Origin of the sequence: Salinibacterium hongtaonis (assembly GCF_003065485.1) — a bacterium.
GTDB lineage: Bacteria > Actinomycetota > Actinomycetes > Actinomycetales > Microbacteriaceae > Homoserinimonas > Homoserinimonas hongtaonis.
Genome location: NZ_CP026951.1, coordinates 944186 through 968106, shown reverse-complemented (window position 1 = coordinate 968106; position 23921 = coordinate 944186). Strand labels below are relative to the sequence as shown.

25 protein-coding genes and 1 pseudogene are annotated in these 23921 nt (G+C 62.8%); 2 read left to right on the top strand and 24 right to left on the bottom strand.

Going from position 1 to position 23921, the window contains the following annotated elements:
• Positions 1-426 precede the first annotated feature (426 nt).
• Complete coding sequence (locus tag C2138_RS04700) at positions 427-1107, top strand: hypothetical protein (RefSeq protein WP_108515933.1); 681 nt, start codon at positions 427-429, stop codon at positions 1105-1107.
• Between the two features lie 111 nt (positions 1108-1218).
• Here the strand turns inward: C2138_RS04700 and C2138_RS04695 are convergent, their stop codons facing one another.
• The 18 genes and pseudogenes from C2138_RS04695 to infC all read right to left on the bottom strand — a co-directional run bounded on the left by C2138_RS04695 (position 1219) and on the right by infC (position 18360).
• Positions 1219-1815: a DNA-3-methyladenine glycosylase gene (locus C2138_RS04695; protein WP_108515931.1), complete on the bottom strand. Its 597-nt coding sequence runs from the start codon at positions 1813-1815 to the stop codon at positions 1219-1221.
• Between the two features lie 31 nt (positions 1816-1846).
• Positions 1847-2083: pseudogene (locus C2138_RS04690) on the bottom strand (DNA-3-methyladenine glycosylase); the annotation flags it as partial.
• A 26-nt stretch (positions 2084-2109) separates the two neighbouring features.
• Positions 2110-3546, bottom strand: a complete 1437-nt coding sequence (argH, locus tag C2138_RS04685; RefSeq protein WP_422395405.1) for an argininosuccinate lyase — start codon at positions 3544-3546, stop codon at positions 2110-2112.
• A complete protein-coding gene (argF, locus tag C2138_RS04680; protein WP_108515927.1) occupies positions 3543-4487 on the bottom strand; it encodes an ornithine carbamoyltransferase in 945 nt (314 codons plus the stop codon). The genes argH and argF overlap by 4 nt, the downstream gene beginning before the upstream one ends.
• On the bottom strand, positions 4484-5671 hold the full coding sequence (locus C2138_RS04675) for an acetylornithine transaminase (RefSeq protein WP_269844863.1): 1188 nt from the start codon (positions 5669-5671) through the stop codon (positions 4484-4486). Before C2138_RS04675 ends, argF begins: the two co-directional genes overlap by 4 nt.
• Positions 5671-6591 carry an acetylglutamate kinase gene (gene argB, locus C2138_RS04670; RefSeq protein ID WP_108515925.1) on the bottom strand — a complete coding sequence of 307 codons (921 nt, stop codon included), beginning with the start codon at positions 6589-6591 and terminating at the stop codon, positions 5671-5673. Before argB ends, C2138_RS04675 begins: the two co-directional genes overlap by 1 nt.
• A complete protein-coding gene (gene argJ / locus C2138_RS04665; protein WP_108515923.1) occupies positions 6591-7748 on the bottom strand; it encodes a bifunctional glutamate N-acetyltransferase/amino-acid acetyltransferase ArgJ in 1158 nt (385 codons plus the stop codon). Before argJ ends, argB begins: the two co-directional genes overlap by 1 nt.
• Complete coding sequence (argC, locus tag C2138_RS04660; RefSeq protein ID WP_108515921.1) at positions 7745-8791, bottom strand: N-acetyl-gamma-glutamyl-phosphate reductase; 1047 nt, start codon at positions 8789-8791, stop codon at positions 7745-7747. Before argC ends, argJ begins: the two co-directional genes overlap by 4 nt.
• A gap of 219 nt (positions 8792-9010) precedes the next feature.
• On the bottom strand, positions 9011-11509 hold the full coding sequence (pheT, locus tag C2138_RS04655; protein WP_108515919.1) for a phenylalanine--tRNA ligase subunit beta: 2499 nt from the start codon (positions 11507-11509) through the stop codon (positions 9011-9013).
• Complete coding sequence (gene pheS / locus C2138_RS04650) at positions 11509-12546, bottom strand: phenylalanine--tRNA ligase subunit alpha (RefSeq protein WP_108515917.1); 1038 nt, start codon at positions 12544-12546, stop codon at positions 11509-11511. The genes pheT and pheS overlap by 1 nt, the downstream gene beginning before the upstream one ends.
• Before the next feature lie 39 nt (positions 12547-12585).
• On the bottom strand, positions 12586-13467 hold the full coding sequence (locus C2138_RS04645) for an amino acid ABC transporter permease (protein ID WP_108515916.1): 882 nt from the start codon (positions 13465-13467) through the stop codon (positions 12586-12588).
• Positions 13464-14111, bottom strand: a complete 648-nt coding sequence (locus C2138_RS04640) for an amino acid ABC transporter permease (protein WP_108515914.1) — start codon at positions 14109-14111, stop codon at positions 13464-13466. The genes C2138_RS04645 and C2138_RS04640 overlap by 4 nt, the downstream gene beginning before the upstream one ends.
• A gap of 115 nt (positions 14112-14226) precedes the next feature.
• Entirely contained in the window at positions 14227-15114 is an 888-nt protein-coding gene (locus C2138_RS04635) for a glutamate ABC transporter substrate-binding protein (RefSeq protein WP_108518807.1), read from the bottom strand.
• A gap of 54 nt (positions 15115-15168) precedes the next feature.
• Positions 15169-15984 (bottom strand): amino acid ABC transporter ATP-binding protein, encoded by an 816-nt coding sequence (locus tag C2138_RS04630; protein ID WP_108515913.1) that lies wholly within the window; start codon positions 15982-15984, stop codon positions 15169-15171.
• 85 nt (positions 15985-16069) lie between these two features.
• A complete protein-coding gene (locus C2138_RS04625) occupies positions 16070-16897 on the bottom strand; it encodes a TrmH family RNA methyltransferase (RefSeq protein WP_108515911.1) in 828 nt (275 codons plus the stop codon).
• 26 nt (positions 16898-16923) lie between these two features.
• Complete coding sequence (gene rplT / locus C2138_RS04620) at positions 16924-17310, bottom strand: 50S ribosomal protein L20 (RefSeq protein ID WP_108515909.1); 387 nt, start codon at positions 17308-17310, stop codon at positions 16924-16926.
• 33 nt (positions 17311-17343) lie between these two features.
• Positions 17344-17547: a 50S ribosomal protein L35 gene (gene rpmI / locus C2138_RS04615; protein ID WP_108515907.1), complete on the bottom strand. Its 204-nt coding sequence runs from the start codon at positions 17545-17547 to the stop codon at positions 17344-17346.
• A 60-nt stretch (positions 17548-17607) separates the two neighbouring features.
• Entirely contained in the window at positions 17608-18360 is a 753-nt protein-coding gene (gene infC / locus C2138_RS04610) for a translation initiation factor IF-3 (protein WP_422395411.1), read from the bottom strand.
• 216 nt (positions 18361-18576) lie between these two features.
• On the opposite strand from infC, the gene C2138_RS04605 reads away from it, so the two are divergent.
• Complete coding sequence (locus tag C2138_RS04605; protein WP_108515905.1) at positions 18577-18948, top strand: DUF1844 domain-containing protein; 372 nt, start codon at positions 18577-18579, stop codon at positions 18946-18948.
• A gap of 44 nt (positions 18949-18992) precedes the next feature.
• Here the strand turns inward: C2138_RS04605 and C2138_RS04600 are convergent, their stop codons facing one another.
• The 6 genes from C2138_RS04600 to C2138_RS04575 all read right to left on the bottom strand — a co-directional run bounded on the left by C2138_RS04600 (position 18993) and on the right by C2138_RS04575 (position 23624).
• The gene (locus tag C2138_RS04600) at positions 18993-19787 is read right to left on the bottom strand and encodes an SseB family protein (protein ID WP_108515904.1); all 795 of its coding nucleotides are present in this window, start codon (positions 19785-19787) and stop codon (positions 18993-18995) included.
• Complete coding sequence (gene priA / locus C2138_RS04595) at positions 19784-20533, bottom strand: bifunctional 1-(5-phosphoribosyl)-5-((5-phosphoribosylamino)methylideneamino)imidazole-4-carboxamide isomerase/phosphoribosylanthranilate isomerase PriA (RefSeq protein WP_108518803.1); 750 nt, start codon at positions 20531-20533, stop codon at positions 19784-19786. Before priA ends, C2138_RS04600 begins: the two co-directional genes overlap by 4 nt.
• A 104-nt stretch (positions 20534-20637) precedes the next feature.
• On the bottom strand, positions 20638-21276 hold the full coding sequence (gene hisH / locus C2138_RS04590; protein WP_108515902.1) for an imidazole glycerol phosphate synthase subunit HisH: 639 nt from the start codon (positions 21274-21276) through the stop codon (positions 20638-20640).
• An 88-nt stretch (positions 21277-21364) separates the two neighbouring features.
• Positions 21365-21973 (bottom strand): imidazoleglycerol-phosphate dehydratase HisB, encoded by a 609-nt coding sequence (gene hisB, locus C2138_RS04585; RefSeq protein ID WP_108515900.1) that lies wholly within the window; start codon positions 21971-21973, stop codon positions 21365-21367.
• A 131-nt stretch (positions 21974-22104) separates the two neighbouring features.
• Entirely contained in the window at positions 22105-23199 is a 1095-nt protein-coding gene (locus C2138_RS04580; RefSeq protein ID WP_108515898.1) for a histidinol-phosphate transaminase, read from the bottom strand.
• A 50-nt stretch (positions 23200-23249) separates the two neighbouring features.
• Positions 23250-23624 carry a LysM peptidoglycan-binding domain-containing protein gene (locus C2138_RS04575; RefSeq protein WP_108515897.1) on the bottom strand — a complete coding sequence of 125 codons (375 nt, stop codon included), beginning with the start codon at positions 23622-23624 and terminating at the stop codon, positions 23250-23252.
• Positions 23625-23921: the final 297 nt, after the last annotated feature.

Genomic DNA, 23921 nt, shown 5'->3' with positions numbered 1-23921 from the left:
GATGTCGTCCGCCTGGCAGGAGAACTAGAGGCAAAATGCTTGCTTACAGGCGACGCAGCAGCAGACGTTATTGCCCCATGGAGACTCCCCCAAGCAACCAAGGTGTACGTGTCAGAAGTCTTGGACCTGACCGTGCTGAAACTGACACCAGCGCCGCGTGAAGAATCGACGATCACGGTTACTGTTCCGGCCGACCCGACCGTCTGGCACACGGCGAGTCTCGAAAATAGGTACCCAGGGTGTGCCGATCCTCTCATTACCTACTGGGATCTAAAGCATGGCGGCGGTTCCGATGCGGATGAAGCGGCGGACGTGTTGCTAACAACGATTCGACGGACATGGGATGCATGAAATCGCCGTCAGCTCCAACTCCAACGCCGCCGACGCAGGATACATAGCACTCAAAGATCTCGCAGAGGCAAAGATATGAATTACCGAGTGATCGGTGGACACATGGTGCAAATGCTCGTCCGCGCTTTTCCTGCACCCAACGCCATCGAACGCTTCACGCGGGATGCAGATGCCGGAATCGAGGTCCCTGTCGCGGCCGGCCTCGATCTCCACGAACGACTCATCGAGCGCGGATACTCAGCCGTCAAGGGCAATCACTACCGCCTCGGGACCGGCGAAGTGGCGCCGATGGTCGACCTTTTGGTACCCGGAGAGTTCGGCGCAAAGAACGCCAAACATGGCGGGCGTGGATTCGACGTTGCACCTGGCCTAACCCTTGCACTTGCCGCAGACCCAGTGGTGATCAATGTGCAGGCGCTTCTCTCCGATCACAGCCGACACCAATTCACCATGCTCGTACCGACTGTTGAAGCAGCTGTGGTCATGAAAACGTTGGTGCGTCAGCGAAGGCTCGCCGACAAGGACATTGCAGACTTGTACTCGCTCCTCGAAGTTGCGCACGCGCACCGTGACGCTGGCTTCCAATGGGAATTGGCGGGAGACGCAGCACGCAGAGGAACGCGGCTAGATGCGGCAAGAACCCTCTACCAACTCGTCAATGCGATCGAGCGCGGTCAACAGGTCACGGGAAGTTCTGGTGTGGTTGGCTTCCGACTGGCCGCATTGATCCGAAGTCTTGTGGCTGAGCCCGCCTAGGGGTTCGATTGACTAAAGGTAGCGGGGGTGCTGAGCATAAGTGCCACGCGGAACCAACTTTTCTCGATCGCCTCCTTACAAGTCCACCGAAGTTGACTGAGCCAACCGAAGCTAGCACTGGCGCAGGGTTGGGAGGTGTCGCTTGTACGGCGAGACGCTCGGCTCACCTGGTATCCAGAAACGCCACGGGAACTCGTCGCCGCCACCCCGGCCGGAGACACCTGTCCTCGGTCCCGTCTCGTAGTTCGCCAATACCGTAGGCAGTTCGAGGCAGATCTCGCCCGATTGCAAGTCATGACCGCCATCGCTCAGTTGGATCCCGAGCGCGACAGTGAGCCGAGCAGGGCCTCTCGCCAGGTCAGCGTCAATCTTGCTCGTGTGTCGTCGGGCGCGAGCTAACTCCACACCGTCCAAGACCTCACCCGCTCGTAAAAGCACACCGGAAGAAGTTCCCTCCAGCCCCGTGACGACGTTCGCGCAAGTGTGCATCCCGTACGTGAAATAGCAATACAGGTGGCCAGCCGGACCGAACATCACTGCGTTGCGTTTCGTTCGGCCCCGGTACCCGTGTGAACCTGGGTCCTCCTCGCCCATATATGCCTCGACCTCGGTCAGGCGAACGCTTACGCCGCGGCCGGTCAAGGTGGCACCGAGTAGCAACGGGGCCACCTCGATCGATGGTCGAGCAAGAAGCGAGCGATCAAACATGTTCGACCTCCGACAGTGGCATTTCATACGTGTGCATGCCGTACGTGAAATACGTGTAGAGGTGTCCTGCCTCGCCGAACATGACCGCGGTGCGCTTGGTCTGGCCCCGAAAAGCGTGAGATCCGGGATCGAGCTCTCCGTGATAGGCCTCAACTTCGGTGAACCTGATGGAGGTGCGCCCCTCTGGCGCATCCACCGTGAGGATCGCGCCCAAAAGCAGCGGCGCTACCTCGAGCGCGGGGCGAACGAGCAGACTGCGATCAAACATGCGCCACCCCGCCTCGCCCCACGCCACTACACCTGAGGAACGAAAGCCTTCACCCGCGAGGTGAGTTCGGCTAGTTGCTCGGCCACCCGCGCTGGGGCAGTGCCGCCGACCCCATCACGGCTGGCGACTGCGCCCTCAACCGTGAGGACCTCGCGCACCCCGCCGGTGAGGCGAGGGTCAATCGCGGCATAGTCGGCATCCGATGCCTCGTGAAGCTCGAGACCGTTTTTCTCGCAGAATGCGACGAGCGCCCCGCTGATCTCGTGCGCCTCGCGGAAGGGGACGCGCTGTTTGACGAGCCACTCGGCAACATCCGTGGCGAGAGAGAAGCCTTGGGGGGCAAGCTCGGCCATGCGATCCGTGTTGAAACGAAGAGTCGCAACCATTCCCGTGAAAGCGGGCAACAGAACCTCAAGCGTCTCGACCGAGTCGAAGACGGGTTCCTTGTCTTCTTGCAGGTCGCGGTTATATGCGAGGGGCAGACCCTTGAGCGTGGCGAGAAGGCCAGACAGGTTGCCGATGAGGCGGCCAGACTTGCCACGGGCAAGCTCGGCGATGTCCGGGTTCTTCTTCTGCGGCATGATCGACGAGCCCGTCGAATAACCGTCGTCGAGGGTGACGAAGTCGAACTCCCTCGTGTTCCAGATGATGATCTCCTCGGCGAACCGCGAAAGGTTGATGCCGATCGTCGACGCGATGAAGGCGAACTCCGCGACAACATCGCGGCTCGCCGTTGCATCAATCGAGTTCTCGGAGGGGCCGCTCAGGCCAAGCTCGCGGGCGACCAACGCGGGGTCGAGCCCGAGGGAGCTGCCGGCAAGGGCACCGGAACCATAGGGCGAAGCGGATGCCCGCACCGACCAGTCGCGCAGACGCTCCAGGTCGCGCACGAGAGGCCACGCGTGCGCCAGCAAGTGATGAGCGAGAAGAACTGGCTGAGCATGCTGAAGGTGCGTGCGGCCGGGCATGATCGCGCCCATGTGGGCCTCGGCCTGAGCTGCGATCGCGTCAATCAGCTGCACAACGTCATGCGTGATGACCCGACCGTGATCGAGCAGATACAACCGCACGAGCGTGGCGATCTGGTCATTGCGGCTGCGGCCGGCGCGAAGCTTGCCGCCCAGCTCTGCACCTGCAATGTCGATGAGGTGCCGCTCGAGCGCGCCGTGAACATCCTCGTCGGACTCGGCGGCCACAATCGTGCCATTCTCGACATCGGCGGCCAGACGATCGAGCGCCGCGAGCATCCGCTGCAGCTCCGACTCGTCAAGATAGCCGGCGGCCGCGAGAGCGCTGGCATGTGCCCGCGAACCCTGAATGTCGTAGGGCGCCAGTTGCCAGTCGAAGTGAGTCGACTTGCTGAGACGCGCAAGCTCCGGAGACGGACCGCCACTGAAACGGCCGCCCCACAGCGACCCTGTGTTGGTCTCGCCCGTTGTCGCCTTTTCGTCGGTCATCGTCATGCCTCCACGGATGCTGCGGTCGACTTGTCAAGCAACCACACCATAAGCGCTTTCTGAGCGTGCAGGCGGTTCTCGGCCTCGTCCCAGATCACGCTCTGGCTGCCATCGATCACGTCGGCAGTCACCTCGTACCCGCGGTCGGCGGGAAGGCAATGCATGAAGAGGGCATCGGGACGGGCGAGAGCCATCAGATCGGAATCGACGCGATAGTCACCGAGGAGAGCGACCCGCTCAGCCTTCTCCTCTTCTTTGCCCATCGACACCCAGGTGTCGGTGACGACGACATCAGCATCGGCGACAGCGGCCTTCGGGTCGGTGAAGAGTGCGACAGAGCCGCCGGTCGTGAGAGCGATGCCTTCTGCATCCGCAACAACCTCGGCGCTGGGCATATAACCCTCTGGGGCGGCGATGCGCACGTGCATTCCCGCGGTTGCCCCGGCAAGTAGGTATGACTGCGCCATATTGCAGGCACCGTCGCCGAGAAATGTGACCGTCTGCCCGGGGAGGTCACCACGGTGCTCACGGATTGTGAGCAGGTCGGCAAGAAGCTGGCAGGGGTGAAAGTCGTCCGAGAGTGCGTTGATCACGGGCACCGTCGTGCCCGCAGCCATCTCTTCGAGCCCTGCCTGGGCATAGGTGCGCCAGACGATCGCCGCGACCATGCGCTCCATGACCCTGGCCGTATCGGACGCGGTCTCCTTGCCTCCCAGCTGGCTGTTGGCCGTGCTGATGATGAGGGGCACGCCGCCGAGATCGGCAATGCCGACCGCGAACGACACCCGCGTGCGCGTTGACGACTTGTCGAATATCACGGCAACGGTCTGCGGTCCCTCAAGCGGGCGCCGCTGAAAGCGGTCTGCCTTGAGAGACACGGCAAGGTCGAGGATCTCGTTCTGCTCGACCTGCGTCAGATCGTCATCTCTCAGAAAGTGTCGAGTCACTGTGCCGCCTCCAAAGCGATAGCGAAGAGTCGTGCGAATTCTGCGAGCTCGTCGTCGCCGACGACGAGCGGGGGGGCGATTCGAATGCTGTTTTCGTTGGCCGCGTTGATGATGAGTCCAGCCTCAAGCGCCGCGGCTGAGACCTTGGCGGCAATCGGCGAGGTGAGCCCTATACCGATGAGCAAGCCCCGGCCGCGAACCTCCGCGACAAGTGGTGAGTTCAGCGAACGCACGATGTCGCGGATCTGCTCTCCCCTGGCCTTGGCGTTATCAAGAAGGCTGGCGGACTCTATCTCGGAGAGCACGGCGTTGGCGGCGGCGGTCGCGAGCGGATTGCCAGCAAAAGTGCTGCCGTGGTGCCCGCGCTGGAACAGCTTCGACGCTTCGCCGAACGTGACGAGAGCGCTGATGGGAAGCCCACCGGCAATGCCCTTGGCAATCGCCACGGCATCCGGCTGAATGCCGAACTGCTCGAACGCGAACCAGGTCCCCGTCCTGCCGACGCCCGTCTGAATCTCGTCGAGGATGAGAAGCGCGCCGTGCTCGGAGGTGAGTTCCCTGGCGCGGGTGATGAAGCCCTCTGGCAGATCTACGACGCCAGCCTCACCCTTGATGGGCTCGAACACCACGGCGGCGACAGTGTCGTCAATCGCCTTCTCGAGAGCCTCGACCGTGGCTTCGATGTGCTCGACCCCAGCCAGAAGCGGTTCGAACGGCGCGCGAATGGCCGCTTTGCCCGTGAGGGAGAGCGCCCCCATCGTGCGACCGTGGAACGCATTGGTCAGCGCAATGATGCGAGTGCGGCGGCCACCGTCATTGTTGAGGCGGGCAAGCTTGAACGCTGCCTCCATCGCTTCGGCACCAGAGTTGCCAAAGTACACACGGCCGGCATCGCCAGCTCCCGTGATGCGCTTGAGCCGCTCGGCGAGCTCAAGCTGCGGCGGAGTCGCAAAGTAATTCGAGACGTGGACGAGGGTCGACACCTGCTTGGTGACCGCGGCCACAATCGCCGGATGCCCGTGGCCCAACGAGTTCACCGCGATTCCTGCGAGGAAATCGAGGTATCGCTTGCCGTCGACATCCCACACGTAGCATCCCTCACCGCGCTCCAGCATGGTGAGAGGGGGTGCATACGAGCCCATCATGGACTCGCCGAACCTGTGGTTCCAGTCGTTGTTCTCCACTAGCCTGCCTTTATTCCGGTGGGTTCCGCGGGCTCGTCCGGCACAACCTCGGTGCCGACACCGCTGCCGCGGAAGATTTCGAGAAGGATCGAGTGAGGCACCCGACCATCGATGATGGCGGCCTTATCGACGCCGCCGGCGACGGCCTCGAGACAGGCCGTCATTTTGGGGATCATTCCCGACTCCAGGCCTGGCAACATTGCCGCCAGCTCGGATGCGGTGATGTGCGAAACCAACGAATCGCGGTTAGGCCAATCGGAATAGAGCCCCGCAACATCGGTCAGCACGACGAGCTTGACGGCACCAACGGCAACCGCCACGGCAGCTGCGGCCGAATCGGCATTGACGTTGAGCACCTGCCCCGGAGCGTCACCGTCCGGCGCGATCGACGACACGACGGGGATACGCCCAGCGTCCAGAAGGTTCGACAGCACCGTGGGGTCGACCGCGACGACCTCGCCGACGCACCCGAGGTCTACGGCCTCGCCGTCGACAACGGTTCCGCGCCGCTGGCCCGTAAAAAGCCCCTGGGTCTCGCCAGAAACGGCCTGCGCAAGATCTCCGTGCTCATTGATGAGGGCTGCGAGCTCTGCGCTCACCTCACCGGTGAGCACGTCGCGAACAACCTCCATCGCCTCGGGGCTTGTCACGCGCAGGCCCCCGCGGAACTCGCTGGCAATGCCACGAGCCGCCAGCGCGGCCGAAATTTGCGGTCCGCCACCGTGCACGACGATGGGACGGATGCCGACATGATGCAGATAGACCATGTCCTGGGCGAAGGCCCGCTTCAGGTTCTCATCCACCATCGCATTGCCGCCGAATTTGACGACGATAGTGCGGCCGCGAAACAGGGTGAGCCAGGGAAGGGAGTCGATAAGCGTCTGCGCCTGGACGGCGTTCAGATCTGTTGGCTCAGCCATCAGCTGGAGTACGCGCTGTTCTCGTGAACGTAGTCATGTGTGAGGTCGTTCGTGCGAATCGTCGCCGTTGCCTCGCCGACCTTGAGATCAATGAGCACGTGGGTCTGCCGCGGGGTGAGGTCCACGCTCTCCGAGGGCGCGTCCGGCTCTCCCGAGCGGCACACGCGCACTCCGTTCATAGAAACGTCGATCGCGTACGGGTCGAATTCGGCCTTCGTCGTGCCCACAGCAGCGAGCACTCTGCCCCAGTTGGGGTCGTTGCCAAACACGGCCGCCTTGAAAAGATTGTTGCGGGCCACAGATCGGCCCACCTCGACGGCGTCATCCTCGGTGGCCGCGTGCACGACCTCGATCGAAATCTCATGGCTGGCGCCCTCAGCATCCGCCTGCAACTGAGCCGCGAGACTGTCGCAGATCTCGCCGAGCTTCTGCGCGAAGTCATCGAGATCGGGAACGATGCCGGATGCCCCGCTCGCCATAAGAGTCACCTGGTCGTTGGTTGACATGCATCCGTCGGAGTCAAGGCGGTCAAACGTGACTCGCGTTGCCGACCGTAGTGCTGCATCCAACTGTGCCGACGTGAGTTTGGCGTCGGTCGTGATGACCACGAGCATCGTGGCCAGTCCCGGTGCGAGCATGCCCGCACCCTTGGCCATCCCACCAATCGACCAACCGTCGCCTGCGACAACCGCTTCTTTGGGCTTGGAGTCCGTTGTCATGATCGCGAGGGCCGCCTCGTGGCCATTGTCGGCGCTGAGCGCGGGGATCGCGTCACGAACACCCGCGATCACCCTGTCGCGAAAGTCCTGGCCACCGACCCCAATGAGGCCCGTCGAACACACGAGAACATCCCCAGCGGAGATCCCGAGGCCGTCGGCGACAGCCTCAGCCGTCAGGTGGCTCGTCTGAAAGCCGAAGGTGCCCGTGTAGCAGTTGGCACCACCGGAGTTGAGCACGATAGCGGAGACGATCCCGTCCCCCACAACCTGCTGCGACCACAGAATGGGGTTCGCCTTGGCACGATTGCTGGTGAACACCGCGGCCCCCGAGAAGTCAGGTCCGAGGTTCTGCACCAGGGCCACGTCTCGGGCACCCGTTGATTTGAGGCCTGCGGCGACTCCGGCCGCGACGAATCCGAGGGGGGCGGTGACGCTCACGGGGCGACTCCGTTCTGGGTGAGACCCGTAGTCTCGGGCAGCCCGAGCGCAATGTTCATTGACTGGATAGCGGCACCAGCCGTGCCCTTAACAAGGTTGTCGATGGCACTGATCACCACGAGACGGTCGGCCGCCTCGTCAACCGCCAGTCCTATGAGGGCGGTGTTAGCACCCAGGGTGTCTGCAGTCTTGGGAAACTCGCCGTCGGGCAGAACCTGCACGAACGGCTCCCCCGCGTAGGCCAGCTCCCACGTCGAACGCACATCGGCCAATCCGACGCCCGGCTCGAGTGACGCCGTCGATGTCGCCAGGATCCCGCGCGACATCGGCACAAGAACGGGGGTAAACGAGACCGAAACGCCCTCGCCGCCAGCGACCGCCAAGTTCTGGATGATTTCGGGAGTGTGGCGGTGCGTGCCGCCCACGGCGTATGGCATAGCCGAACCGTGGATCTCGCTCGAGAGAAGGTGAGACTTGAGGCTCTTGCCTGCACCAGAGGTGCCGACAGCGAGCACCGCCACGAGGTCTTCAGGCTTGATCAGGCCTGCCTGGATGCCGGGGGCAAGCGCGAGCGTAATGGCGGTGACGTTGCATCCGGGAACCGCGATGCGACGGGCCCCGACCAGCCTCTCTCGCTGACGGCTGCCATCGGCATGAATGAGTTCTGGCAGCCCGTAGGTCCAGGCCCCATAAAACTCTCCGCCATAGAACTTGCCCCAGTCGCCCTCATTCGTGAGCCTGTGGTCTGCCCCGCAGTCGATGACGATCGAATCGTCGCCGAGGTGATCGGTGAGCTCCCCGGACTTGCCGTGAGGGAGGGCGACGAAAACTACGTCGTGCCCCGCGAGGTTTTCTGGGGTGGTATCGACCAGGGTGAGGTGGTCGAGCGACCGCAGGTGCGGCTGCACCCTGGTGAGGGGTTGCCCGGCGTTCGAATGCGCCGTGACGGTCGTGATGGTGATGTCGGGGTGGGCCGCGAGGAGGCGAAGCAGTTCGCCGCCCGCGTAGCCGCTCGCGCCTGCGACGGCGACGGAATAGGACATGTGTCTACCTTAAATGAGGAACGGGACCTGCAGGACCGAAGAAGGCGACGACGCGGGCGAACGAAAAACGCTCAGCAGGGCAACGTCGCCGAAAATCGGCGCACGCGAACGGACTCGAGGCGACGATCGCCGAGCACGGATTCGCGGAAGTGGGTCACGAGGCCACCATACTCCCCCGTGCCCATCCACGCACATCCGGTATTCGCTATTCGCTATTCGTTATTCGCGGAGGGTCGCGCCGAAGCGCTCCGTCGCCACAGCAACTCCGGCAAGCCGTGACTCAGAGGCCTCCGCTGCCGTGAGCGTTCGGTCAGCACCACGGAACCGGAGCGCGAACGTCAACGATTTGCTTCCGCCCTCGATGCCGGCGCCCCGGTAGTCGTCGACGAGGTACGCATGTTCCAACAGGGAACCGGCCCCCTCTTCGATCGCCGCCAGAACGCTAGCCGCCGGGATTTCAATCGGAACGACGAGCGAAACGTCCTGCGTTGCCGCGGGGAACGATGAGATCGCATGAGTCGCAACGTCGGGGCTCGACTGATCGATTGCCGCGCTGAGGTCGAGCTCGAGAACCGCGACCACCCGCGGCAGGTCGAGTTCGTCGGCCAGCGCCGGCAGAAGCTCCCCCGCAATTCCCACGACGGTGTCACCGAGGTAGATCTCGGCGGTGCGCCCCGGGTGATAGGCGGGGTGCGAACCCTGCTCGAAGCGAAAACGCGTGCCGACGGCCGCCGCTAGTTGGCGTGCAGCATCGAGAGCGTCGACAAGCGAGACGGCCACTGCCGCCGTCCCCGGCTGCTTCTCACTTCGGTTGCCCACGAAAAGAGCGCCCACATGCCAAGGCTGAGGCGGGATGCTTCCATCGAGCTCGACCAGGCGGGTCGTTCCCGGGTGAACGTTGCCAGCGGGCAAAGGGCCGCTGCCGTAGCGCTTATCCCGCTCGGGCAAGAACACGGTGCCGACCTCAAAGAGCGCAAGGTCGGTGAGCCCGCGGGAGAGGTTGCGACGAGTCGCCTCAATGAGCCCCGGCAAAAGTGAGCGACGCAGCAGCGGAACCTCGGCATCGAGCGAGTTCGCCAAGCGCATCGCGGGAGCATCACCCGAGAACCGAGCGTGTGTCGCGGCCGAGACGAACGGATAGGCCTGAATCTCGGTGACGCCGTTGGCCGCGAGTACTTGTGCCGCCGAGCGACGAAGACGCTGCTCGCGGGAGAGTCCGCGCCCGGGCGGCGCCACGGGAAGCACCGACGGGATGCGGTCGTATCCGACCAGCCTGGCGACCTCTTCTGTGAGAGTGGGCTCGTCGGTGAGATCGGGGCGCCAACTCGGCGGGGTCACCTCAAGCGAACCGTCGGGAGCATCACCGACCGTTGCGCCGATTGCGATGAGAGAATCACGAATCTCTGCCTCGGTGTACTCAACACCCATCAGGGAGCCGACGAACCCTGCGCGAAGCGAAATCGTTTCTGCCGGGGTCGGGTTGACCAGGCTGGAGCCGAGCTCGTCCAGCGTTCCACCCGCGAGTTCAACCAAGAGCTGAGCGACCCGGGCCGCTGCGGCCTCGGCGACAAGCGGATCCACTCCCCGCTCGAAGCGCTTTGAGGCTTCGCTCGGGAGCTTGTGGCGACGGGCCGTACGGGCGATCGACACAGGATCGAAGTTTGCTGCCTCGATGAGCACATTGGTCGTGGCATCCGAAATCTCGGTTGCTGCTCCCCCCATGACACCCGCGAGGCCGATAGCGCCAGACTCATCGGCGATTACGAGGTCCTCGGCGTTCAAGGAGCGGGTCTGATCGTCGAGTGTGAGCAGGGTCTCCCCTGCGTAAGCGCGGCGAACCGTAAGCCCACCAGAAAGACGGTCGAGGTCGTAACCGTGGATCGGCTGTCCCAGTTCGAACATGACGTAGTTGGTGATGTCGACCGCGAGAGAAACCGACCGCACACCCGCAAGACGGAGGCGAGAGGCCATCCACGTTGGCGTCGGGCGGCTGGGGTCGATTCCGCGAACTACGCGGGTAACGAACGTGGAAGCTCCGACACGACCGCGGATGGGCGCCTCGTCGTTGATCACAACGCTGAATCCGCTGTGCGGCTCAGAAACGATCTCGCCCAGCGCCGAAACCAGGGCAGGGTCATGAAACGAGGCACCGGTCGAGTTAGAGAACTCGCGGGCGATGCCGCGAATGGAGAATGCGTAGCCACGGTCGGGCGTCACATTCACCTCGACGGCATAGTCATCGAGCCCGAGGAGTGCGATCGCATCCGTACCGTTGTCGGGGTCAAGCCCCAGCTCGGAAAGCCGCAGGATTCCCTCGTGGTCGTCACCGAGTCCGAGCTCGCGGGAGGACGCGATCATTCCGTCGCTGACGTGACCGTAGGTCTTGCGTGCTGCGATAGGAAACGGCCCGGGCAGCACAGCGCCGGGCAGCGATACGACAACCTTGTCTCCGACGAAGAAGTTGGAGGCGCCACACACGACGCCTCGAGGCTCATCCTCGCCAACATCGAGCTGGCACCAGCGAATGGTCTTGCCGTTGCTTTGCGGCTCGTCCGCGAACTCGAGAACGGTGCCCACAACGATGGGGCCGGTCAGCTCAGCGCGGTGAATGTCTTCTTCTTCGAGTCCAACGCGCACGAGCGCCGCCTGGATGCTCTCGGCCGTCGCGTCTTCGGGAACATCGACGAACTCACGAAGCCATGAGATTGGGACGCGCATCAGACCACCATTCCGAACTGCTGCGAGAAGCGGACGTCGCCCTCGACCATGTCACGCATGTCATTCATGTCATTGCGGAACTGCAGCGTGCGCTCGATGCCCATTCCGAAGGCGAAGCCCTGGTAAACCTCAGGATCGATGCCTGCGGCCCGCAGCACATTGCGATTGACCATGCCGCATCCGCCCCACTCAACCCACCGAGCGCCACCCTTGGCGTTCGGCTGCCAGACATCCATCTCGGCGCTGGGCTCGGTGAACGGAAAGTAGTTCGGGCGTAGACGAATCTTCGCCTCAGCGCCGAACATCGCGCGCGCAAGGTGCTCGAGCGTTCCCCGAAGGTGGGCCATCGTGAGGCCCTTATCGACCGCAATGCCCTCGATCTGGTTGAAGACAGGCGTGTGCGTGGCGTCGAGCTCATCGGTGCGGAACGTGCGCCCGGGGGCAACCACATAGAGCGGCAGCTCACGACCGAGAAGCGAACGCACCTGAACGGGTGACGTATGGGTGCGCATCACCAGATGCGAGTCGAGGGGCTCGACGAAGAAGGTGTCCTGCATTGCGCGGGCGGGGTGATCCTCATCAAAGTTGAGGGCGTCGAAGTTGAACCACTCGTTCTCGAGTTCCGGCCCCTCTGCGACCTCCCAGCCCATGCCGACGAAGATGTCCGACATGCGCTCCATGAGCAAGGGCAACGGATGCCGTGCTCCCGCGGTCCACCGCGAGGGAAGAGCTGTTACGTCGACGGCTTCAGCCGCGAGCTTTTCTGTCTCCTCGGCCGCGCTGATCTCGGACTCCTGCTCGGTGAACGCCTGGTTCACCCGCCCCCTGGCCTGACCGACAAGCTTGCCGAGGGCAGCCTTCTGATCATTCGGCACACTGCGCAGCGAAGCGTTGAGCTTGGCGAGCGGCGACCCCTCCCCGAGATGCGCTGAGCGCACCGCCTTGAGAGATGCGGAGTCGTCGGCCGCGGCGATTGCCGCTAATGCGGCATCCACCGCCTGGGCGACGCTGTCTTCTGTGATGAGGAGCTCTGACACGCTGCCAAGTTTAGTCGGGTCCAGAGAAAGCCCTCACCGCTAGTCGATGACGCCGGCTCCGCCCACCCCGACTCCCGGCACGGCGGGAATCGCCTTGATCTGCCTGGCGATGCGCGGGCTGCGACGGGTGCGGATCTCCACCCACTTGGCGACGCCAGAAAGCGCGAGACACAAGAGGATGTAAATGGTTCCGAAGACGATGGTTGACGGGATGATCGGCGAACCGAACGTCACCTGCGCGCCATAGAACTTGGCGAGGTAGAGCAGCTCTTGGAACGTGACGATAAAGCCGAGCGCCGTGTCCTTGAGAACGACCACCAGCTGCGAAATGATCACCGGAAGCATCGCCCTGACCGCCTGGGGATACTGGATGTACAGCATCACGGCACTCTTGCGCATGCCGATCGCGTATCCCGCCTCGGTTTGCCCCTTCGGCAGAGACTCGATTCCCGCGCGGAAAACCTCAGCGAGAACGGATCCGTTATAGAGCGTGAGGCCAGTGACAACGGCCACGAACGGTGTCACAAACGTGACTCCGAGCGGCGGGAGACCGTAGTACATGATCATCATCAAGATGAGCACGGGGACGGCTCTGAACAACTCCGTGAACAACATCACGGGGACACGAATCCATGCGTGAACGGAGACTCGCCCGATGGAGAGCACGAGACCGAGCACGATGCTGAGCACAGCGGCGGCCCCAAAGGCCGAAAGTGTGCGCAGCGTGGCCGCCCACACGTTCTCCCACACGAGCGGGTAGGTAAAGAGGCGCCATTTGTCGGCGGTGAACTGACCGGTAGCGGCGAATCGATAGACCACAAAGCCCACGACCGCGAGCACCACGATCACCGTGAGAACGGCGAGGATGCGATTGCGTCGAATCGCTCGCGGGCCAGGGACGTCGTACAAAACGCTGGTCATCGCGCTACCCTCCATCGAACTTCGAGTCTTCTTTGGATGACCGAGAGGATGCTCACGAGCACAATGAAGATCGCAGCGACCCAGAGCAGCACAATGATGGCTGGCTCGCCCCGCTCGGCGAGGTACGACCGGATCGTTCCCGCCTCAGCCACAGAGAACCCGGCAGCAACCGTTGTGTTCTTGAGGAGGGCGATGAAAACGCTCATCATCGGCGGGATCACTGCACGGAATGCCTGGGGCAGGATGACAAGGGACATCGTGGGGCCGAACGACAGGCCGATCGCTCGGGCGGCCTCCGCCTGACCGACGGGAACGGTGTTGAACCCCGACCGGAGCACCTCGGCGACGTACGTGGCCGTGTAGAGGCTGAGGGCGATGATTGCCAGCGTGGTGAACGAAAGGTTTCCCAGCTGAAGCTTGGGGTAGCCAAAGGCAAAGAAGAACATGAGGAGCGTCAGCGGGGTGTTGCGCACCAGGTTCACATAGAACGTGCCGACCGCGCGCATAACAGGCACGGGCGAGACCCGCATGGCACCGACGATCGTGCCCAGCACGAGGGCGAGAACCGCCGACACGACGAACAGGATGATCGTGTTCTTGAACCCCTCGACAAAGATGTCGAGGTTGTTGAGGAGAACATCCACGGGGTGCCTTTCTGCGGGCAAGGACGGGCGGGTCACTCAGTACTGCTGGTCAAGACTAAGGATGCGGTGGCGGCGGTCAGGCCGCCACCGCATCCCTCCCGGTCAGCGGTACTGACTAGTAGTTGTTGACCTCAGGCTGCTCGACGTCCGTACCCGAAACACCGAGGGTCTCGTCGTAGATTCCCTGCCAGACATCCCCACCGTCGGTGAAGAGGTCGTTGATGAAGGTACGCAGAGCCGTGTCACCCTTGGGCAGGCCGACGCCGTATTCCTCAACGGTGAAGGTCTCACCGACAACCTTGAGGTTGTCCGGGTCCTGAGCGGCGTAGCCGATGAGGATTGCCTGGTCGGTCGTGACTGCGTCTACCTGACCATCGTTCAGCGCCTCGACGCACTGCGAGTACGTGTCGAACTCTGTGGTCTTGGTGTCGGGGAAGTTTGCCTTGATGTTCTGAATCGGGGTTGATCCCGTCGCGGAACACACGGTCTTGCCAGCGAGGTCCTCTTCGCTCTCGATATCCGTGTTATCGGCGGCGACCAGGATTCCCTGACCCGTAACGAAGTACGGACCGGCGAAGTCGATCTGTTCCTTGCGCTTGTCGGTGATCGAGTATGTGCCGACGTAGATATCGATGTCGCCATTCACGATCGCGGACTCGCGGTTGGCGCTAGGAATCGCCTTGAACTCGATTTCGTCTTCGCCAAAACCGAGGGAGGCCGCAATCCAGCGCGCAATCTCGATATCAAAACCGGTGCGCTCACCCGTTGCTGCGTCGAGGTAGCCGAGACCCGGCTGGTCCTCCTTGACACCGATGATGATCTTTCCCTGCTCGACCATCTTGTCGTAGGTCGGGCTGCCCTCAAGATCGACGTTGCTCGCAATTTCGAACAGATCGTTGCTTACATCGCCGCTGTCGTCCGCGGTGTCGCTGCCTCCAGCGCATCCCGTGAGCACGAGCGCCGCTGCGGCCAGCGCAGCGACAAATGGGGTTTTCTTGTGCATGGTCTTCCTTTCCTCGGGAGAGACGGCGAGCCGCCCCTCCATCGTGTTTCGGTCTCAGTTCGTGAGGAGCTTGGAGAGAAAGTCTTTCGCGCGGTCGCTCTTCGGATTGGTGAAGAACTCGTGCGGCGTTGCCTCTTCTACGATCTCTCCATCAGCCATGAATACGACCCGATCTGCTGCCCTGCGAGCGAAGCCCATCTCATGAGTAACGACGATCATCGTCATACCCTCGGAGGCGAGCTTGACCATGACGTCGAGGACCTCATTGATCATCTCGGGGTCAAGCGCGGAGGTCGGCTCATCGAACAGCATGACCTTGGGCTTCATCGCAAGAGCCCTGGCGATTGCCACGCGCTGCTGCTGCCCGCCGGAGAGCTGTGCCGGCATCTTGTCGGCCTGCTCGAGGACACCCACGCGATCGAGCAGGGCGCGCGCCTCCGCCTCCGCCTCCGCCTTGGCCCGTCCGCGCACCTTGGTGGGCCCCAGTGTGATGTTGCGCAGCACCGACATGTGGGCGAAGAGATTGAACGACTGAAACACCATGCCGACATCGGCCCGCAGGGCCGCGAGGGTCTTGCCCTCCGATGGCAGCTCTTTGCCATCAATGCGAATCTCACCCGACGTGATCGTCTCAAGACGGTTGATTGTGCGGCACAGCGTAGATTTTCCCGAGCCCGACGGCCCGATCACGACAACGACCTCACCCTTGTTCACCGTGAGGTTGATGTTCTTGAGGGCGTGAAAATCCCCGTAGTGCTTTTCTACGTTTTCGACGATAACCAGGGGCTCACCCGGTGCCGCAAGAATCGGATTACTCGTTGTCTCAAACTGCGGCAAATCGCGGGCGGCCGCTGCATCGTTCGACGTCATTTTCCTAACTTAGCGCTCATGAGCGCCAGTATTGGGTAGGAAAGCAGCGTTACCTAAACGTAACCCCCATTCGAGGGTGCACGAATCAGTCTGCCGCGGCCGTTCGGTGGGCAAAAGCGCTCTCGTAGAGGCACACGGATGCCGCCGTCGAGAGGTTCATCGACTCCGCCCTGCCGTAAATGGGAACAACAATCGCACGGTCGGCAAGAGCTAGGTGCTCGTCGCTGAGGCCGCGAGCCTCGTTGCCAAAAAGCCACGCCGTCGGCTCGTCAAGCACGCCTTCTGAGCGTGCAGCGAGGAGGTCTTCGCCCTTGATGTCGGCGGCGAGGATCTGCAGGTCCGCACCCCGCACGCGTTCGCGCAGGGTCTCGAATTCTGCACCAACGGCAACAGGAATATGAAAAAGCGAACCCGTCGTCGAGCGCACAACCTTGGGGTTGTACAGGTCAACCGAACGGCCGCTGAGGATCACTCCATCCGCCCCGGCAGCATCGGCAGCTCGGATGATCGTGCCTGCATTGCCGGGATCACGCACCTCTTCGAGGATCACAATGAGCCGGGGGAAAGCCCCGTCAGCGTCAGGCGCGAGGATGTCTTTGACGGAGGTCGGGAACTGCTTACACACCGCCACAACACCCTGGGGCGTCACGGTGTCTGCCATCGCATCGAGCACCTGTTCGGTGACGAACTCGATCTCCAGCCCCGCCTCGCCCGCCCCCTCGGCGATGCCGGGGTGACGGTCGAGGGCGGTGGGCGTCGCGAACAGCTCAACAAGGAGCTCCGGACGCCAGGCAAGAGCCTCGGCAACGGCCTGCGGTCCCTCCAAAAGAAAGAGCCCGGTCTCTGACCGGGCGTCTCTCTTGCGGAGCTTCGCAACGCCGCGCACACGAGGTGAACGTGGGTTGTCTAGCATGGGCCAATTCTAGGCCCGATTACTGCTTAGGCCGAAACCTTGGGGGCCGACGTGTCGGCGGGCAGTGCTGCCTTGGCCGTCGCGACGATCGCGGCAAACGTCTTCGGGTCGGTGACAGCAAGGTCAGCGAGCATACGACGGTCAACCTCGACACCGGCAATGCCGAGTCCCTGGATGAAACGGTTGTAGGTGAGGCCGTTGGCGCGCGATGCAGCGTTGATGCGCTGGATCCACAGGCGACGGAAGTCACCCTTGCGGGCACGGCGGTCACGGTACGAGTAGACCAGGGAGTGGGTGACCTGCTCCTTGGCCTTGCGGTAGAGACGCGAACGCTGGCCGCGGTAACCGCTGGCGCGCTCGAGGATTACCCGACGCTTCTTGTGGGCGTTGACTGCCCGCTTTACTCTTGCCATTTTCTCTGTTCCTTAGTTCTGAATGCGGGCGGCTCAGCGGCCGGCTTTGCCAAGAAGGCGCTTGATGACCTTGGCGTCCTGCGGCGCCAGGACCTGGTCTGCGTTCAGGCGGCGCTTGCGCTGGCCCGACTTGACCTCCAGGTTGTGGCGCATGCCAGCCTGCTGCTTCATGACCTTGCCGCTGCCGGTGACCTTGAAACGCTTCTTGGCCCCTGAGTGGGTCTTCTGCTTGGGCATTTCTCTCCTTAGTTGCTGTCGTGCTTAGTGACGCCCTGACGGGCGAAATCTGTGCGGTGGCTATTTAGACTCGATGTCGGCGCCCGACTGGGCGTCATCGTCGACAACCTCGTCATCGAGGTCGTCTTCGTCGTGGTCGTCATGGTCGTCGTGGTCGTCGTGCGACTCTGACCGCTCTCCACGAGCGGGCCTTGATGCCGACTTGCGAGCATCCGCCTCCGCCTTGGCCTCAGCCTTGGTCTTGAGCGGGCCGATCACCATAACCATGTTGCGGCCATCGATCGTGGGGCTGGACTCGACCGAACCCCACTCTGCGACGTCTTCAGCGAAACGCTGCAAAAGACGCACACCCTGGTCTGGACGCGACTGCTCGCGACCACGGAACAGGATCATGGCCTTGACCTTGTCACCCTGCTTGAGGAAGCCCTCGGCGCGCTTGCGCTTGGTCTCGTAGTCGTGCTTATCGATCTTGAGGCGGAACCGAACCTCTTTGAGGATCGTGTTCGACTGGTTGCGCTTGGCCTCCTTGGCCTTCTGCGCGGTCTCGTACTTGAACTTGCCGAAATCCATGATCTTGGCGACGGGAGGCTTGGAGTTGGGAGCAACCTCAACCAAATCCAGGTCTGCCTCCTGGGCAAGACGCAGCGCCTCTTCGATGCGGACGACGCCGACCTGCTCGCCCCCCGGGCCAACTAGACGAACCTCGGGGACGCGGATTCGGTCATTCGTTCTGGGATCGCTGATGCGGAACTCCTCTGTAAGACATGTCTTTGCCTGGCCTGCGGCGGATGCCGTGGCGACGAGAGGAAGAATCACACCAGAGTCGACGAGAACAAATACCGCGACAACTGGCTCAGCACCCTAGCTGCCGACGCTCGCATACGCTCGCGACGGCGGGGTACCAACAACCCGGTAACCTTGAGTGTTGTAAAAACACAGGCGGTCAAGCGCGGGTGGGAGAATCTCCACTTTCGTATTCGAAACCTACATCGGTTTCGAAGCCCGCATGATTCTAGCAGAGGAATTCACATGAGCGATAGCGCGCACGACAACGGCCACCTGAACGAGATGGCCTTCGAAGAGGATGCGGCCCGCGATATCGCCGACGTGCCCGCTATCGAGGTCATCAATACTGTTGCCGTTCACCTGCTGAGCGCCGCCGCCGTCAAATGCGGTCTCGCCGACGACCCCGAGAACCAGCTAGACCTGGACGAGGCCCGGAAGCTGATCACCGCACTCGCCGGGCTCATCACCGCAGCGGCCCCTGACCTCTCCGACTCACACGCTCGCCCCCTGCGGGATGGCCTGCGGTCGGTTCAACTCGCGTTCCGCGAGGCATCAGCGTTCCCCGACGCCCCCGGCAATGGTCCTGGCGAAAAGTTCACCGGTTCCGTCGTCTAGTCGACGGCAACGCCTCACTGGCGGGCTAGCGTGCTTAACCGCACCTAGCTCGCCGGGGCAAGACGCACGGTGAGCGAATCCACCCTCGTGGCCACAACCTCGCTCGTCGACAGCCCCGCCTGGATCCTCGCCACGAGTTCGCGAAGGGCCTGAGGCTCGAGTCCTGCGCGCAGACCCAGCACGACGATTAGCTCTGGGCCGCGCAAGCGTGCATCGGGATCGCCGGGCATCAGCTCAACCGAAACGACATCCCCCTCGGCACCGCAGATTCGCTCGACGACTGCCGACACCTCCGGATCGCGCCAGCACGCAACCCACGGCAGTGACTGGGCGATCGCCCACACTGCTGGCCTGCGCACTACAAACTCAGAATCGGATGTCGGGTCGAGCACAACAAGATCGGTTCCCTCATCGGCTGCGGCAAGCGCAACGCGCACAGACTCTGTCGGCACGGGACGGGCGCGGGGATTCCAGGCCTGCATGGCGGCGACAGAAGAGAAAACCGGCATAACGGACCGACCGTCGGGGCCGGCCACGGTGACGATCGCCAGATCGGCGCTCTTATCCACGGTAACTCCGCTGGCATTCTCGCCAGCCTCACCCAGGGTCGCCATCAACGGAACAAGGAGCCTCACGCTCCGCAGAGCGTCAACGACCTCTTCAGGTGTCGCCTCGCCTGAGCGGAACTGCGCGATAGCGTCCAGGAGACCAGGGTCTGCGGAGCCGTCATCATCGGAGAACGGCGTCTCGCCGAAGCTTCGCCCTGCCCACGGTTGACCCGCCGAGTCCGTCAGATGAGACGGCTCGGAGTGATGCTCGTGATCCCCGTGAGCGCTCACGCGCCGGCGACGTCCAGCGCCTCGCCGAGGGTGAACGCTCCGTTGTAGAGGGCCTTGCCGACGATGGCGCCCTCGAGGCCCAGCGGCACAAGTTCACGCAGAGCGATGAGGTCATCAAGGCTCGAAATTCCACCGGAAGCAATGACGGGCTTTGGCGTGTGCGCAAGAACCTCGCGGAGGAGAGCAACGTTGGGGCCCTGCATCGTGCCATCCTTCGTGACGTCGGTGACAACGTAACGGGAGCATCCGGCATCTTCGAGTCGCTCCATGACCGACCAGAGGTCTCCGCCCTCCTTTGTCCAACCTCGCGTTGCAAGTGTCGTGCCACGCACGTCGAGGCCAATGGCGATGGCGTCACCGTATTCGGCGATGACGTGGGCTGCCCACTCCGGGTTCTCCAGCGCTGCCGTGCCCAGGTTGAGACGTTTCGCGCCGGTGGCCAGCGCCGCCTCAAGGGAGCGGTCGTCGCGGATTCCACCGGAGAGCTCAACGTTTAGCGTGCCACGAACCTGGCGAACAACCTTCTTGATCGTGGCCTGGTTGGAGCCTCGACCGAACGCGGCATCGAGGTCGACCAGATGAATCCACTCGGCACCCTGAGACGCCCAGGCTTCTGCGGCTGCAACGGGGTCGCCGTAGCTGGTTTCGCTACCCGCCTCTCCCCGAGTCAGGCGAACGGCCTTGCCGTCGGAGACATCAACCGCCGGAAAGAGGGTCAGACCGGGGGTCGTATTGAACTCGCTCATCATGGACTTTCTCGGCACGATGCCGGGGCTTTCAAGATTGGGTGATGGTGCGCGACGCGCGACAAGAATCAGATACTACTCGCGTTGAGGCGAGAGCGGGACGGCTAGCGGCCGAGGGTGCCGAGCCAGTTGGCAAGCAACCGGATACCGGGCTCACCAGATTTCTCCGGGTGGAACTGAGTGGCGCTGAGCGGCCCGTTTTCCACGGCCGCAAGAAACCGCCCACCGTGGTCTGCCCAGGTCAGATGAGCAGGAGGAAACGGCGGAATGATGTCGAGCGACCAGTCGCGCGCTGCGTAGGAATGTACGAAGTAAAAGCGCTCGTCTTCGATGCCGGAGAAAAGAGCGGATTCAGGCGCCGCTTCGACAGTGTTCCAGCCCATGTGGGGAACTACAGGCGCATCGAGCTCCTCAACGGTACCGGGCCACTCGCCCAGCCCCTCGGTCGTCTGCCCTCGTTCAATGCCTCGCTCAAAAAGGACCTGCATGCCTACGCAGATGCCCAATACTGGGCGCCCTCCGGCCAGGCGACGATCGATCATTTCGGGCCCGTTGACGCGCGCAAGAGCATCCATAACCGCAGAGAACGCGCCAACCCCAGGAACGAGCAAACCGTCTGCCTCGGCGACAGCCTTGGCATCGGCGGTCAAGGAAACGTCGGCGCCCGCGAGTTCTAGCGCCTTAACGACGGAATGAACATTGCCGCTTCCGTAGTCAAGGACGACGACACTGGGCTTACTCACCGTTCAGCACCCCACACCGTTGGGAGTTGCGGCATCGCAGAAGAAATCATTACGCGAGCGACCTCCGACTGAGCGAAACCCGTGCGCATTAGAGCGCACCCTTGGTCGACGGAATCCCCGACACTCTGGCGTCAGGCTGCAAGGCCATGCGCATGGCCCGCGCGAATGCCTTGAACTCGGCTTCGGCGATGTGGTGAGGGTCGCGGCCGCCGAGAACCCGGATGTGAACAGTAAGACCCGCGTGGAAAGAAATCGCCTCGAAGACGTGCCGCACCATGGAACCGGTGAAGTGGCCGCCGATGAGGTGGAACTCAAAGCCAGCAGGCTCGCCCGTGTGAACAAGAAAGGGGCGACCAGAAACATCGACGACGGCGTTCGCCAGGGCCTCGTCGAGCGGCACCATCGCGTCGCCGTAGCGAGAGATGCCTGCCTTGTCGCCCAGGGCGATTGCGATGGCTTTGCCGAGCACGATCGCAACATCCTCGACCGTGTGGTGCACGTCGATCTCGGTGTCGCCCGTAGCGCGCACCGTGAGGTCGATGAGGGAGTGCTTGGAGAAGGCAGTGAGCATGTGGTCGAAGAACGGCACGGTGGTCGAGATATCTGACGTTCCTGTGCCATCGAGATTGAGCGAAAGCTCGATGCTCGACTCGCTCGTCTCGCGGGTCAGCGTTGCGACCCTGCCCTGCTCTGCCATGGTGAATCCTTCTCTCTGCGGGATCGACACGACCGACCTCCCCGCGCATCGCGGCGGACGCCGCCCATCAAGCTTAGCGAGAGCGCTACCGCACTGCCGCTTGCGCCGAACGAAGCCGAAAATCAGGTGCGCTATTCAGCGCCGAACGAGGCCCCGCCGAGTTGTTCGAGCGCCGCGAGGAAGGCCGTCGTTTCTGCCTCGGTGCCCGCCGTCACCCGCATGTGGTGAGGGATGCCGAGATCGCGGATGAGGATGTCACGCTCGAGCAACGCCTCGAACAAGGCATGCGGCTGATGGACCCCTCCGAATAGAACAAAATTCGCCGAGCTAGGCCAGACCGTGAATCCAAGCTGCGGTAACTCCTCCAGCAGACGGTCTCGCTGACGACGGATGTCGTCGACCATCGCCAGCATCTCTGCGGTGTGATCAAGCGCGGCAATGGCGGCTGCCTGCGTAAGTGCGGAGAGATGATACGGCAGGCGCACGAGGCGGAGGGCGTCGGTGACCGCAGGGTCGGCCGCAAGGTAGCCCACCCGCGCCCCGGCAAAGGCGAAAGCCTTGCTCATCGTGCGCGAGACGATGAGCCGTTCACGACCATCAAGCAGCGACAAGGCCGAGAGCTGCCCTTCCGGGGCAAACTCCGCATAGGCCTCGTCGACGACCACGATGCCGTCCGTCGCATCGTAAGCGGCCGCGATGGTCTCTAACGAGACCGGCGTGCCCGTTGGATTGTTGGGAGCGCACAAGAAAACTACGTCGGGGTTCGTCTTCTCGATCCACTCGGTGACCAGCTCGGGGGTGAGCTCGTAACCCGCCGCGCGCTCCCCCGCGACCCACTCGGTGTCGGTTCCAGCGGCAATGATCGAATGCATTGAGTACGTGGGAGGAAAGCCGAGCACGCTGCGGCCTGGACCACCGAACGCCTGGAGAATCTGTTGCAGGATCTCGTTGGATCCGTTAGCCGCCCACATATTGTCGGCGGTCAGATCGTGCCCGACGTAGGCAGCGAGTCTCTCCCGGAGCGTCGTGAACTCACGGTCGGGGTAGCGGTTGATCGTGAGGAGCGCGGAAGCGAGAGCCTCGACGATGTCGTGAGCTACGGGCTCGGGAATCGGGTGGGTGTTCTCGTTGACGTTGAGTGCGTACCGAACCTCTTTCTGAGGTGCGCCGTACGGGCCCAGGCCCTTGAGATTGTCACGGATGGGGAGATCAGCAAGAGAAGCCACTCCCCCATCTTATGAGCCGGCGAGCCTGGCGGAGTCTGGCACGGAGCGCGTCAGCACCCGGATACGCAGAGGGACGAGGGGATTGCCAGCTGCTGGCCGGGGAACACATCTGCGCTGGAAAGCTGGTTGAAGGCGAGAACCTCGGCGACGAAGTCCCGCGGGTCTGAGTTCGGAGAGATCTCACTCGCAATGCTCCAGAGTGACTCCCCAGCATCAACAGTGACAACGCCAACGGGCGCTCCTGTTGTGTCCGTGGCCGTAGCGATTCCGCCGTTGAGGCCCAGGACGAGAGCAATAGCAACGACGGGCAACGCCGAGAGCGTCGTGAAGACAATGCGACCGCGACGGGTCAGTCGCAGACGAGACCTGCCCTGCCCACCATTGGACGCGGTCGGGATAGAGGCCTGGAGTGCTGTGGTGCTCATTGTGTGCTCCTTTCGCCAGCGGCTTCTCAAACAAAGAGTTCGCTCCCGAGGTTCGGCCGGGAACCTCGGAAGCGAATCTTTGTACCGAACATATCTTCGATGAATCGCAATTTCAAGCCCAATTTCGAATAAGTGCTCAATAAACCTCGCGACACACTCGAACAAATGTTTGTTTGCAAGCCCTAAGGCGGATACAGTTTCGATTGTCTGCTTGACAGGAAAGCAGGAGCCGCCGACATTCGATCGTCACGATCGAGCAGCGGCACGAAGAAGCCGGTCGCTCTATTCGCGCCGAGC